Below are 12,767 nucleotides of genomic sequence, written 5' to 3'. Positions count from 1 at the left end.
AAAGAAAGCTTAGTATGTAGAAATTGAAGGTGAGCTTAGGAATGAGAGAAATTCAGGATCAAGAGCAGCTAAAATATTTTTTGCAGCTGCATGAGTTGGAATCCATACTCTACGAGCCACTACATCCTTATTTGTCGTTGCATCGTTTGGAGCAAGGGGAAAGGCTCTGTTCACAGGGAGACTCCATCGAACATCTATATATACTGGTGCAGGGCAAGGTCAAGATTTATACCAGTTCTACAGAAGGGAAGACCCTGATCCTTTGCTTCAAAACACCGATCGAGGTCATAGGAGATGTTGAATATATTCGGAGTAGTCACGTTATCAACACAGTAGAGGCAGTGTCTCCGATCTATGTGATCGGTATTCACCACCAATGGATGAACAAATACGGCAGAGACTATGCTCCTTTGCTGCAATTTCTATTGGATATTGTCACGCGAAAGTTTTGCCTGGACTCCGACTTTTCCAGTTTCAATCTCATGTATCCGGTGGAAGTCAGGCTGGCGAGCTACCTGCTATCGGTTTCTTTTGACGAATCGAATACGGCTTTTCATGAGGAATTACGTGCATCTAGTCTGGTAGATGTGGCGAATTTGATCGGAACCAGCTATAGACATCTCAACCGTGTCATTCGCAAAATGATTGAAGATGGATGGGTTGAACGGACCAAAGGTTACATTGTCATTCGGGACAGAAAAGGTTTGAGTGAACTGGCAGGACATAATATTTATGAATCATTGTAATAGGAGCATTTAGGATAAAGGCAGAAGAATATCAGGGATCATCAAGGGAGAGTTAAAATATGTTATTAGGAATTGTATTGGCGATTATCGCAGGTGCCTTGGTCAGTCTGCAAACGATATTCAATAATAAGGTGAATGAACGGACAGGATCGTGGGCCACAACAACATTGGTGCTGGGAACAGGGTTCTTGGCTTCCTTACTCGGGAGTCTTATTTTTGAAGGGAAAAATACATTTGCTTTACAGCATATGCAGCCGTGGTACTGGTTCAGTGGCATGATTGGTGTCGGTGTTGTGTTCTGTCTGGTACAAGGAATGAAGCGACTTGGCCCGACCTATGCGATCTCCATTGTATTGACGGCGCAATTAGGTACCGCCCTGTTGTGGGATTCGTTAGGATGGCTGGGATTAGAAAAGATTCCGTTTACCTTTAATAAGTTGATCGGAGTATTGGTCATTATCGGTGGTATTCTCGTATTCAAATTTGGACATGGGCGTACGAAGGAGCAAGCAGAAAGCATTTCATCTGTACCTGATTCGATGAAGGGATAAAGGAGATTGTAAAGACCTTTATCTTGCTGGGATAGGGATTGTCCTTTCGAATAGGCATTTTGCAGAAAAGCGGCAGCTCAATTAGGAGCGGCTTTTCTGTAGAGTTTCCGAAAGAAAAAATGTTCACGATCGTGTATATATTTTTCCATCCATGATACAATGAAAGTATCTTAAAATAGCCACATTAAGGGCTACGATATTTGATATAAGAGACGATAAATAGATCGGTTACCGTGTTCGGGAACGGTCTTATTTGTGCTTCTTGAACTTGATACAATAAACAGAGTGACTTTGGATGAGGTGGAACATAAATGAGTAGTACAGAAAATGAAAAAGGAGCACCTGACGGTTTTAATAGATCCGGCTCTTTGTTACCTGCCGCACGGACAGGCGAACGGAAGATTGAGCACGTCCGCCTTTGTTTGCAAGAAGATGTGGCCGGACAAGGCATCACCAGCGGGCTAGAGCGATATGCCTTTAAGCACTGCGCTCTGCCGGAGTTGCATTTTGACGAGGTTCGTCTGGATACTACCTTTTTAGGACAGGCTGTACGAACACCGCTACTTATTAGCTCCATGACAGGCGGCAGCGCCGAGACAGGAGCGATTAATGAGCGATTAGCAGAGACAGCGGAGAGACGCGGCTGGGCGCTGGGCGTCGGTTCGGTACGGGCTGCGGTGGAAAGGGAAGAATTAGCTTCAACCTTTGCGGTTCGCCGTCTAGCACCCAGCATCCCGGTCCTTGCCAATCTGGGCGCGGTGCAGCTGAACTACGGATTTGGCGTGGACGATTGTCGCCGTGCAGTGGAAATTGCCGGAGCAGATATGTTGGTGCTGCATTTGAACGGATTGCAGGAGATTTTCCAGCCCGAAGGGAATTTGGATTTTAGCGGCCTGCTTCAGCGCATCGAGGAGTTGTGTCGTCAGCTTTCAGTGCCTGTAGGAGTGAAGGAAGTAGGCTGGGGCATAGATGGCGAGACGGCATCGAGACTGTATGATGCGGGTGCTGCCTTTATTGATGTCGCTGGCGCAGGTGGGACAAGCTGGAGCCAAGTGGAGAAATTTCGTAATCCTGATCCTGTGCGTCGTGCCGCAGCGGAGGCGTTTGCGGATTGGGGAAATTCAACCGCTGATTGTATCGTGGAAGTTAGAGCTGCTCAGCCACATGGTGCTCTGATCGGTAGCGGTGGACTGAGAGACGGTGTCGATGCAGCGAAGGCGCTCGCTCTGGGGGCTGACATGGCAGGCTTCGGGCGTTCTTTGCTCGGTTCGGCGGTTGCCTCCAGCGAAGCACTGGAAGCACGCCTGGAGCAGGTGGAGCTGGAACTCCGAACGGTCATGTTTGGGATTGGGGTAGATGGAATAGAAGGGCTTAAAGACACGACTCGACTAAGAAAGAAGGTAAACGGATGAGCGGACTTATTACATTGGTTCCGATGAATGCGGAGCAATATGATCGATTTGAACAACGCTCGCTTGCCGACTATGCGGATGAGAAAATCCAAGCAGGTACATGGACGGTAGAAGAAGCACCAGAACGTGCGGCAGAAAGTTTTGCTCGATACCTGCCACAGAGGCTAGACACACCTCATGCTCACCTGTATATGTTGATGTTTTCCGATGCCGGGGGGCAGAGTCAGGAGGAAGCTGGCTATATCTGGTTCAATATTACGGACGGCGCGCAAGGAAAAGAAGCTTTTCTACTGGATATTCTTGTATACGATTCATACCAGGGGAGAGGTCTAGGTACGCTGGCGATGGAGGCTTTGGAAAAGGAGGCTCGCAGACTGGGAGCTGTCCGCATCGGTTTGCATGTATTTGGGCATAATGAGCGAGCTTTGCATGTATATCGCAAATCGGGATACCGGGTTACGGATATCCAGATGAGCAAAGAAATCTAAATAGGGATATAGCAAAATCCTGAATTTCATAACCGTATGCTTGCCGCGTGTATAGGTTCTCATATATAATGTGGGTTGGTAAACTAACGGATGGCATAACGCATATTTTATATAAACGGGAGTTGTTCTGATTATGGCTTTAAAAGCGGGGATTGTGGGCTTGCCGAACGTGGGCAAATCAACACTTTTTAACGCAATAACGCAGGCGGGTGCGGAATCCGCAAACTATCCATTTTGTACGATTGACCCCAATGTAGGCGTTGTTGAAGTACCAGACGAACGGCTTGATAAGCTGACCGAACTGGTTGTGCCGAATAAAACGGTGCCAACGGCATTTGAATTTGTTGATATTGCAGGACTTGTGCGCGGTGCGAGCAAGGGCGAGGGTCTGGGTAACAAGTTTCTGGCTCATATTCGTGAAGTGGATGCGATTGTACATGTAGTACGTTGCTTTGAAGATGAGAACATTACCCATGTGGACGGCAAAATTGACCCGATCAGCGACATTCAGACTATTAATTTGGAACTGATTCTGGCGGATATCGAAAGCGTAGACAAGCGTATTGAACGTTCCCGCAAAAACATGAAGGGTGGCAACAAGCAGTACACCCAAGAGGTTGAAGTGTTGGAGCGGATCAAGGAATCGCTGTATGCTGATAAACCTGCGCGTAGCTTAGAATTGTCGGATGAAGAACGGTTGATTGTACGCGATCTTCATTTGCTTACGATGAAGCCTGTACTCTACGCAGCTAATGTTAGCGAAGATGGCGTAACGGAAGCTGACAGCAATCCATATGTGCAAAAGGTACGCGATTTTGCCATAGATGAAAATGCAGAAGTGGTGCCGATCAGCGCCAAGGTAGAATCTGAAATTGCTGAGCTGGAAGGCGAAGACAAGGCGATGTTCCTTGAGGAGCTAGGATTAGCTGAATCCGGATTGAATCGTCTGATTAAAGCAGCTTATCGCTTGCTGGGCCTGTATACGTATTTCACAGCAGGTGTGCAGGAAGTACGCGCTTGGACTATTCACAAAGGAACGAAAGCACCGGGTGCTGCGGGCGTAATTCATACGGATTTTGAACGCGGATTTATCCGTGCCGAGGTTGTATCCTACAACGATTTGGTCGCTGCTGGTTCGATGAACGGGGCTAAGGAACGTGGTCAGCTTCGTCTGGAAGGTAAGGAATATGTAGTGCAGGACGGAGACGTTATGCATTTCCGTTTTAATGTTTAATATATAATTTCCAGAGTACAATGCTCGATTCGGATATATAAAAGACGATAACTCAATGTATTTGTGTTCTGAAATGTGCTAGATTATGTGGTCGCTGCCTATATTAGGGCGGCGACTTTTTATTGTATTGCATGTTGTGTGGATTTTTGCAAAATCCTAAATTAGTCAGTATTTCTTGTAGCTAATTCATGAATTAGTTGGTATAATAAAGAGCTGTAGCCAGTGAAATTGAAGCTGGTTTCATATTAATTTAACTGAAGAGGTGAATCGCTTGTTGGACCGATTGCAATCATTGGCGGACCGCTACGATAAACTGAGCGAACTGCTCTGCGATCCGGATGTAGCGAACGATAGCAAAAAACTTAGAGATTATTCCAAAGAACAGTCTGATTTACAGCCTGCTTATGAAGCATATACCGAATATAAAAATGTCGTTGAAGAGCTGGAAGCTGCAAAAACCATGCAGGGTGAAAAGCTGGACGACGAGATGCGTGAAATGGTCAAAATGGAGATTGATGAACTTAGTGTTCGCAAGCGGGAGCTGGATGAAAAAATCCGTATTTTGCTGCTGCCGAAGGACCCGAATGATGATAAAAACGTTATTATCGAGATTCGTGGTGCAGCGGGTGGTGACGAAGCGGCACTGTTCGCAGCCGACTTGTATCGGATGTATACTCGTTATGCCGATACCCAAGGCTGGCGTGTAGAGCTGATGGACGCGAACATGAATGATCTCGGGGGCTTTAAAGAGGTTATTTTCATGATTAACGGCCGTGGTGCATACAGCAAAATGAAATTCGAAAGCGGAGCACACCGCGTACAGCGGATTCCGACGACGGAATCAGGTGGACGTATTCATACGTCGACATCTACAGTATCCGTTATGCCTGAGGCAGAAGAAGTGGATATTGAAATTTCCGACAAGGATATTCGCGTGGATACGTTCTGTTCCAGCGGTGCAGGCGGGCAGTCCGTTAATACGACCAAGTCGGCGGTGCGTGTGACACATATGCCTACAGGTATTATGGCAACCTGTCAGGACGGCAAATCCCAGAACTCCAATAAGGAGAAGGCGTTGCAAGTTTTGCGTGCCCGTATTTCGGATATGCTGCGTCAGGAAGAGGAAGCCAAATATGCAGGCGAGCGTAAGAGCAAAGTAGGTACTGGAGACCGCAGTGAGCGTATCCGGACCTACAACTTCCCGCAAAGCCGTGTAACGGATCATCGTATTGGACTAACTATGCATAAGCTGGACCAGGTGATGAACGGGGAGATCGAAGAAATCGTATCAGCGCTCACGATTGCAGAGCAGGCTGATTTGATGGAACAAGAGGTTTAAGTTTTGGGGAACGAACGCGATTGTGTGTATCGGATGTCGCCGGAACGGAACATGAGTGTCAGAGAAGCCTTAGTTGAGGCTTCTTCTTTTTTAGGAAGCTGTGGTGTTCTGGAGCCGCAGCACAATGCCCGCTTACTGCTGGAGCATGTGCTCGGGTTGGAAGGCACGGCGTTTTACGCTGCTCTGGGTGATTCGTTCCCTTCCTCCGTCAGGGAGGAGTGGGAACGGATTATAGCCCGCAAAGCTGCGGGTGAACCGGCGCAGTATATTATCGGACGGCAGGAATTTTATGGCCGCCCGTTCGCGGTTTCGCCGTCGGTGCTGATTCCGCGCCCCGAGACAGAACTGCTCGTCGAGGCGATACTCCAGCACGGCGATCGGCTGTGGCCAAGCGGCGCTCCGCAGGCGCTCGACATCGGCGCAGGCAGCGGTGCGATTGCCGTGACGCTGGCGGCTGAGCGACCGAGCTGGCGCGTGGCGGCAGGGGATATTTCGGCTGCCGCGTTAAAAGTAGCGACTCATAATGCTGCTGCGAACGGCGCAGCCGTAGAATTCCGCGAGGGCGATCTGCTGGCGCCGTTCGTGGGAACGGCGGTGGACATTCTCGTGTCCAACCCGCCGTACATCCCGGCTGCTGACATCGCTGGTTTACAGCCAGAGGTACGCGACCATGAGCCGCGGATGGCGTTGGATGGTGGTCCTGACGGGCTCGGCCCGTATCGGGCAATGCTGGAGCAGCTCGGACTCCTTCAGGCTCCGCCGCGGCTAATCGGGTTTGAGCTGGGGATGGGACAGGCCAGAGACGTGGCTGGTCTGCTGGCACAGGCAGGTCATTGGAAGAACATTATAATCGTTCCTGACCTTGCAGGGATCGAGCGACATGTCCTAGGTGTCTCGGAGTAGTGCTGCATTTTCTTTTTGCGAGTCTTTCCTTTAGAATAAGAGGAGTATGACCGAGAAACGGCTCAGGGGGAAATCATGCTTCAGAAATTGAAAAAAATTGACGGTCCGGTTATCTTTATTCTGGTTTTGCTCATGGCGATTAGTATCATAACGGTATACAGCGCAGGTAGGGGCCCTACGAACTTGGCAGAGCACGGCAATGACTACCAGAAGATGATCGGGTATTATATATTGGGTTTTGTGGCGATTTTGGGTTTAGCGATGGTCGATTTTCGGATATTCATTAAAAAAGCCTTGTACGTATATGGAGGCGGAATATTCTTGTTGGGTCTCGGATTTTTTGGCGGGACGGTTAACAACTCTCAGGGCTTTTTGAAAATTGGTGGCTTGAATCTTCAGCCTGCTGAGGTATTCAAGCTGGTCCTTATCGTTTTTCTGACTTATATGCTGATCAAAAAGCGCAAGAGCAAGCTGTATTTTATTCAGGATGTTCTTCCGGTCGCACTGGTGAGCTTTGTCCCGTTTGCCATGGTTATGGCACAAAATGACTTGGGTAATGCGCTCGGTTACATTGTCATCGTCATCGGTATGCTATGGATTGGTAATGTGAAGGCATCCCATGCGTTGATCGGATTCATCGTATTTGCAGTCGCTGTTGGCGGCGGGATCAAAGCTTATATTTCGTTTCACGATGAGATTGACTCCTTTATGAAGGGGATTGGCCGTAGTCACTGGGTTGAGCGTTTGGACCCTTGGTTGGTACCGGAAGAGGCAACCGCGAAGGCGTCTTATCATACCAAAAATGCCAAGCTGGCGATAGCCTCTGGCGGGATGATGGGCAAGGGCTTTTTGCAAGGAACCTCGGTACAGTCCGGGCGTGTTCCTTATACGTACGCGGATTCTATTTTTGTGGTCGTAGCGGAGGAATTTGGCTTTGTAGGCTCTTCAGTGCTGCTATTGTTATATTTTATTTTGATTCACCGCATGATCCTGATTTCGCTGGAATGCCGGGATCGCGCCGGACCGTATATTATTGTCGGGATTGTGTCCATGTTGCTGTACCAGATTTTTGAGAATATTGGTGCGTTTCTGGGCATTATGCCGCTTACGGGGATTACGCTCCCGTTCATAAGTTATGGTGGTACCTCGTTGCTTATTAACATGGCTAGTATCGGCTTGGTTATGAGTATTAAGGTGCACGGCCAAGAGCTGGAGGATGATCTGCCACAGCCTTCCAGACTAAGCTTGACGAAGGCGAAAAAAGCCTAGTACAGGTGGAATGTGGCTAGATAATGATTGGTATTTGTGTGAGTTGAAACGGTGCAACGAGAGAGTCCAGATTGTGAAATCTGGGCTTTTTCATATTCCTCGGTGAGGGTCAGAAGCTTGGTGTAGCATGATTTGAGGGTATTATTGAAAAAAATCTGTAAAGTGGTCCTGAATCTTTTACAAGAATCATAGGTTTAGACTCTCCCAAACCGGACAGACTGATAGACATGATAGAGTTTGGGTTTGGGGGGACGAAAATGAGAAGTTGGGTAAAGCAAGCCGCAATGATACTATTTTGTATTTCGATATTAATGATGTCTTGGGAAGGTCAAAAGACGGATGCTGCTATGACCACTGGAACAAGAGGAACCTTAGCATCAGGAGTGGCAACAGCAGGGCTGGAAGTGATTCCACATGACTCCATTCGACTGCGTATTTTGGCCAATTCGGATCGCCCGGAGGATCAGTTGGTTAAACGCGAAATACGGGACGCTATTGTACAGCAGATGAATGCCTGGGTGGGTGAGCTGGAAAACCCGCAAAGCTTAGACCAAGCGAGATCATTGATTGATGCTCATTTACCTGAAATTGACCGTTTGGTAGGTATGGAACTGGCTCGTCGCGGCATTGCGTATGATCATCAGGTGGAACTGGCGAGCGTACCTTTCCCAACGAAAATGTACGGTGGTCTTGTCTACCCGGCAGGGAATTATGAGGCACTTCGGGTTACGCTGGGGCAAGGAAAAGGTCAAAATTGGTGGTGCGTGCTGTTTCCTCCGCTATGTTTTATTGATGCAGGCAGTGGGGAAGCAGCGGCACAAACGGTATCAGCAAAAACGGATCACGGAGAAAGTCGGACGAATGCCGCTGACAAGGAGCCGGAAGTACGTTTTTTTCTGTGGGATGCACTTGCGGGACTGTGTAGCTGGGTGAGTGGCTTGTTTGCCTAAACGTTGAGGAGTGTAAGTTTCCCCATATGCTATAATGGAGCTTACGATAGATATACACATGGCAGAGCCAAATGAACTGATCTTACAAAGTAGCCTTATAGGATCAGGCGAAATCACTGGCCTGTATATGACAATAAGATATGGGATGATCTGATATGAGCGATAAATCGAATCAAATGCAAGACTTGCGCGGAGAATTTGTGCAAAAGGAAAAACCTGAGCAAAAGCTAGATGAACAGGGGATTCGCGAGCTGAAGCAGGCATTGAAGTCTTCCCATACACAATGGTGGGATGTAAGATGTTTGGTTCCTGTGAGCAACACTGACGGGGATGTTTCTGACGAAATTTGGGATGAACAGGCTCGGATTGCGGCGGAAAAGGGCATACGCGAGGCCGCCTTACTCCTCCAAGCTGGAGAGACGGTAGCCTTTCCTACGGAGACCGTGTACGGCCTGGGGGCCGATGCGCGTAGTACAAAAGCGGTGGAGGCGGTATTTGCTGCCAAAGGACGCCCTTCCGATAACCCGCTCATTGTACATATTTCTGATGTTGATCAATTAGAGGGTATGGTAGCAGAAATAAACGATACAGCCCGAGCGCTGATGAATATGTTCTGGCCGGGACCACTGACTCTCGTATTGCCGGTAGTGCCGCAGGCACTGTCATCGCGTGTGACAGCCGGGCTGGACACGGTTGGTGTGCGCATGCCGGATCATCCGATAGCGCTTCGTTTGATCGCTGAAGCGGGTTGTCCACTGGCTGCGCCAAGCGCCAACCGGTCGGGAAGACCCAGTCCCACCCTTGCACAGCATGTGCGGGAGGATCTGGAGGGCCGCATCGGCGGCATTTTGGACGGAGGTCCCACGGGGGTGGGACTGGAGTCCACGGTAGTGCAGGCGGGTGACGACGGAACCGTCACCATCCTGCGCCCCGGCGGCGTGACGGCCGAGCAGCTCGCTGCGGTTGCTCGCGCCGTCGTGCTGGACCCGGCGTTGGCCGCTACGCCTGGGGAAGACGCGGACAGCCCGGCGCCGCGCTCGCCAGGCATGAAGTACACGCACTACGCGCCGCGAGGCCGCTTGAGCGTGGTACAAGGCCCGTCGTCCGTTGAGGTGACGGGCTGGATTAGCGCCGCGCTGGCGGAGGCTTCCGCGCGCGGGGAGCGCACGGCAGTGCTCGCGTTCGACGAGCATGCCGCCGGCTACGCCGGAGAGCGCGTCTACACGCTAGGCAAGCTGGACGCGCTCCATGAGGCAGCGCAGCGCCTGTACGGCGTGCTGCGCCGCTGCGACGAGGACGGCGTCACCTACATTTTGGCGGAATCCTGTCCGCCGAAAGGATTGGGAGACGCCGTCATGAACCGCCTGCTTAAAGCGGCAGGTCACCGAATCGTCCGCTTGTAGCTTCTGTCGAATCAGAGCCTCTTATATTAAATTTCTCCTCTCCTCGTCTTGGTATTGGGCACTTTCAGTGTATGCTTGTACTGATTTGCCCCTTGTCCGCATAACGTGTACAAGAACAGACGGATAATGGAGGGATGGAGTATGCTGGCAGCCTCTGCCCATGCCGGGCAGGTTGTAACGATTCTGATCATGGCGGTAGCGCTAGGAATGGATGCGTTATCGCTGGGCGTAGGGATCGGCATGAAGGGGATACGCCTGCGAGACGTGCTGCGCATCAGTACTGTTATTGGCTTTTTTCACATTCTGATGCCATTGCTGGGAATGTTCACAGGCCATTATATGAGTTCTTTATTAGGTCATGTGACGGCCTACTTCGCAGGGGGGTTACTCATCCTTTTGGGCGGGCATATGGTGTATAATTCCTTTAAAGGGGACGGCGTACAGGTATTGGATCATCGTTCGCCTTTAGGCCTTTTGCTGTTTGCACTTGGGGTGAGCGTTGACTCATTTTCTGTAGGAGTGTCACTAGGTATGTTCCAAAGTGATCTGGTGCTGTCCGTTCTGGCGTTTGGTTTTTGCGGGGGAGCAATGGCGATGTTGGGCCTGCTGTTGGGTCGCAAGGTCAGCCGCAATCTAGGAGATTATGGAGAAGCAGTGGGCGGTGCCATTTTGCTGGCATTCGGCTTTATGTTTATGTTTTGATTTTAGCGTAGACAGTGTAAAATAAATGCAGGATTATAGTAAGGGATTAGAATTATAGTAATCCTCTGTTTATATATTTTTTAACATACGGGGGGTGAAAACGTTGAAGAATATCTTATTCGTATGCACAGGGAACACCTGTCGCAGTCCAATGGCTGAAGGGATGCTGCGTAAGTTGGCTGCTGAGCATGGGCTAGAACTGGAAGTACGTTCTGCGGGAGTAGCCGCGATGGAAGGCACGCCGATATCCCGACATGCAGAGGCGGTTCTACGTGATCATGATATATCCGATCAGATCACTTCAACCCCTTTGAGCGACGGGCTTGCCGGGTGGGCGCATCTGATCTTAACCTTGACGCAAGGACATAAACAGCACTTAATTCAGCGCTTTCCCCAAACGGCGGGCAAAGTATTTACGCTTAAGGAATATGTGGAGAACCGGGATGCGGTGTTGAATGATGTACAGGAGTTGGATAGTTTATATGCTTCACAGCAGTTGATGGCTTCACTCGGACAAGAGCTATCGGCGCAGGAGCGTGAACGAATGATTGAATTACACCAACGGATTCCGGGCTTTGATATTTCTGATCCGTTTGGCGGTTCGCGAGAAGATTACGATGTCACAGCTGCGGAAATCCGTACGGCACTGCATAAGCTGCTGGACAAGCTAAAGGCATCTTCCGAATAAAATTGGTATTACTCATCTGTTTTGTACGGAATCTGTTGATTTTTGGCGGTTAATCCGTTAAGATAAGGTGGAAAAATGAGAATCCGATGTAACTGGCGACAAAAGTGGGATTAACCACGATGGAGCATCGGATATACGGCCGGTCGCCTGGGCAAAAGAGCAATTCCACATAGGTGTGGACTGCTCTTTTTTTCATATACAAGTTATGCCAGATTTTTAGCTGAGAGTTGATTCCATTAAAGATTCTTCCATTTTTTCTGCTCGAAATCTGAAACATCGGCTATAATATAGTCAGATTGTGATCAGGAGAGAGTGTGTTGAACTTGGGGCATGAGACCGTGCCTAGTCTCTGAGAGGCTGTTCAACCAAAGGAGGTTCCAATGGTGGAACAATTAGATCATGAGATTCCGTTGGAAGCACAGACCACTTCTGTCGTGCGGGAAATCGCAGAAGCAGCCAGTCTCAAGGCTGGTCGCCTGCTGGTTATCGGCGTTAGCACAAGTGAAGTGGCTGGAAGTCGGATTGGTACGGCGGGAGCGCTCGATGTGGCTCAGCAACTGTTGTCTGGAGTAGAGTCTGTTCGCAGGGAGTATGGCTTTGATGTGGCGTTTCAATGCTGTGAGCATTTGAACCGAGCGCTGGTCGTTGAACGGGCTGTGCTGGAGCGATTGGGACTGATGGAGGTTGCAGCTGTTCCTGTTCGTACAGCAGGAGGCTCTATGGCTACCGTCGCCTATCGTTCTATGAGCGACGCGTGTTTGGCGGCGAACGTGCAGGCTCATGCCGGGATAGACATCGGCGAAACGCTGATTGGCATGCATCTGCGACCCATTGCTGTTCCGTTTCGCCCAAGCCTTCGCTGGATTGGCGAAGCACGTGTGACAGCAGCGTTCACCCGTCCTCCACTTATTGGCGGACAACGGGCGGTGTACAGTCTGGAGCAAGAAGTCGGCGGAAACTGCGATTAGCATTTGGCATGGCGGCATGTTTGTACTAATCTTTTTTGCATTGATGATGAGGTACCCAACAGAGGAGCAGGCGTTTGCTTGTATACCCAACAATTGACTATGGAGAGGGAGTAA

At 49.7% G+C, this 12,767-nt stretch carries 13 protein-coding genes and 1 riboswitch; all 13 genes read left to right on the top strand.

The features are described 5' to 3' along the window. Positions 1 to 41 precede the first annotated feature (41 nt). The 13 genes from MKX30_RS17525 (at position 42) to MKX30_RS17465 (ending at position 12,653) form a co-directional block, all read left to right on the top strand. A complete protein-coding gene (locus MKX30_RS17525) occupies positions 42 to 746 on the top strand; it encodes a Crp/Fnr family transcriptional regulator (protein ID WP_053326275.1) in 705 nt (234 codons plus the stop codon). A 59-nt stretch (positions 747 to 805) separates the two neighbouring features. Next, the gene (locus tag MKX30_RS17520; RefSeq protein ID WP_023990727.1) at positions 806 to 1,297 is read left to right on the top strand and encodes a DMT family transporter; all 492 of its coding nucleotides are present in this window, start codon (positions 806 to 808) and stop codon (positions 1,295 to 1,297) included. A gap of 311 nt (positions 1,298 to 1,608) precedes the next feature. Next, positions 1,609 to 2,709, top strand: a complete 1,101-nt coding sequence (gene fni / locus MKX30_RS17515; protein ID WP_053326274.1) for a type 2 isopentenyl-diphosphate Delta-isomerase — start codon at positions 1,609 to 1,611, stop codon at positions 2,707 to 2,709. Further along, positions 2,706 to 3,197, top strand: a complete 492-nt coding sequence (locus tag MKX30_RS17510; RefSeq protein WP_053326273.1) for a GNAT family N-acetyltransferase — start codon at positions 2,706 to 2,708, stop codon at positions 3,195 to 3,197. The genes fni and MKX30_RS17510 overlap by 4 nt, the downstream gene beginning before the upstream one ends. Before the next feature lie 133 nt (positions 3,198 to 3,330). Next, positions 3,331 to 4,431: a redox-regulated ATPase YchF gene (ychF, locus tag MKX30_RS17505; protein WP_023990724.1), complete on the top strand. Its 1,101-nt coding sequence runs from the start codon at positions 3,331 to 3,333 to the stop codon at positions 4,429 to 4,431. A 271-nt stretch (positions 4,432 to 4,702) separates the two neighbouring features. Then, complete coding sequence (prfA, locus tag MKX30_RS17500; RefSeq protein ID WP_023990723.1) at positions 4,703 to 5,770, top strand: peptide chain release factor 1; 1,068 nt, start codon at positions 4,703 to 4,705, stop codon at positions 5,768 to 5,770. Between the two features lie 3 nt (positions 5,771 to 5,773). Then, positions 5,774 to 6,673, top strand: a complete 900-nt coding sequence (prmC, locus tag MKX30_RS17495; RefSeq protein WP_053326272.1) for a peptide chain release factor N(5)-glutamine methyltransferase — start codon at positions 5,774 to 5,776, stop codon at positions 6,671 to 6,673. Between the two features lie 75 nt (positions 6,674 to 6,748). Then, the gene (locus MKX30_RS17490) at positions 6,749 to 7,942 is read left to right on the top strand and encodes an FtsW/RodA/SpoVE family cell cycle protein (protein ID WP_028542184.1); all 1,194 of its coding nucleotides are present in this window, start codon (positions 6,749 to 6,751) and stop codon (positions 7,940 to 7,942) included. Positions 7,943 to 8,199: 257 nt separating this feature from the next. Beyond that, on the top strand, positions 8,200 to 8,892 hold the full coding sequence (spoIIR, locus tag MKX30_RS17485) for a stage II sporulation protein R (RefSeq protein WP_053326271.1): 693 nt from the start codon (positions 8,200 to 8,202) through the stop codon (positions 8,890 to 8,892). Between the two features lie 155 nt (positions 8,893 to 9,047). After that, entirely contained in the window at positions 9,048 to 10,295 is a 1,248-nt protein-coding gene (locus MKX30_RS17480; RefSeq protein WP_254348497.1) for an L-threonylcarbamoyladenylate synthase, read from the top strand. Between the two features lie 141 nt (positions 10,296 to 10,436). Continuing rightward, complete coding sequence (locus tag MKX30_RS17475) at positions 10,437 to 10,997, top strand: manganese efflux pump MntP (protein ID WP_023990719.1); 561 nt, start codon at positions 10,437 to 10,439, stop codon at positions 10,995 to 10,997. A gap of 103 nt (positions 10,998 to 11,100) precedes the next feature. Then, a complete protein-coding gene (locus MKX30_RS17470; RefSeq protein WP_069080908.1) occupies positions 11,101 to 11,685 on the top strand; it encodes a low molecular weight protein arginine phosphatase in 585 nt (194 codons plus the stop codon). 78 nt (positions 11,686 to 11,763) lie between these two features. Next, positions 11,764 to 11,845: riboswitch (ZMP/ZTP riboswitch) on the top strand. A gap of 220 nt (positions 11,846 to 12,065) precedes the next feature. Continuing rightward, positions 12,066 to 12,653: a TIGR01440 family protein gene (locus MKX30_RS17465; protein ID WP_023990717.1), complete on the top strand. Its 588-nt coding sequence runs from the start codon at positions 12,066 to 12,068 to the stop codon at positions 12,651 to 12,653. Positions 12,654 to 12,767 lie beyond the last annotated feature (114 nt).

This window comes from Paenibacillus sp. FSL P2-0173 (assembly GCF_038008045.1).
GTDB lineage: Bacteria > Bacillota > Bacilli > Paenibacillales > Paenibacillaceae > Paenibacillus > Paenibacillus polymyxa_B.
Note: the sequence above shows the minus strand (reverse complement) of the source record. Positions and strands in the feature narration are given on the sequence as shown.